A 506-nucleotide genomic window follows, 5' to 3' on the forward strand; every position below is an offset into this window, starting at 1 on the left:
GCATGGATGCGGTGCACTCGCTGCATGAGCGCAAGGTGGGTTTCGACGCGATCTTCGCCTGCAACGACCTGCTGGCGATGGGGGCGATCCGCGCCACGCTGGATCTGGGGCGCTCGGTGCCCGCCGACGTGTCGGTGGTGGGTTACGACGACATGCCGCTCAGCGCCAGCTTCCTGCCGCACCGAACTCAACGGCGGCAGGACTGGCAGGAGGGCGGCATGCTGCTGGCGCGCAAGGTGCTGGCGTTGATCGATGGCGAGCCGGCCGGGTCGGAAAGCCTGCCGATCAGCCTGATCGTGCGCGCGACCTGATTCGTCCGGCGGCGCCTCTCAGCGCGCGGCGCTGCCCTCGTCCGTCTCGGCGGCTTCGGCCGGGTTGCGCCCCGGTGGCGTCAGCACCAGACGGAAGCAACTGCCGCCGCCGGCCACGCGCACGTATTCCAGCGCGGCCTGGTTGGCTTCACTCATCTGCTTGGCCAGGTACAGGCCCAGGCCGGTGCCGTATTC

The 506-nt window shown here is 69.8% G+C and carries 1 protein-coding gene and 1 pseudogene; one reads left to right on the plus strand and one right to left on the minus strand.

What is annotated here, in order from left to right; all coding sequences use genetic code 11:
- Positions 1-311: substrate-binding domain-containing protein (locus CSC66_RS17335; RefSeq protein ID WP_162378646.1), on the plus strand; the 311-nt coding region annotated here is incomplete at its 5' end.
- A gap of 18 nt (positions 312-329) precedes the next feature.
- Here the strand turns inward: CSC66_RS17335 and CSC66_RS17340 are convergent.
- Positions 330-506 (minus strand): annotated as a pseudogene (locus CSC66_RS17340) (sensor histidine kinase); the annotation flags it as partial.

The organism is Pseudoxanthomonas kaohsiungensis (assembly GCF_010211765.1).
Lineage (GTDB): Bacteria > Pseudomonadota > Gammaproteobacteria > Xanthomonadales > Xanthomonadaceae > Pseudoxanthomonas > Pseudoxanthomonas kaohsiungensis.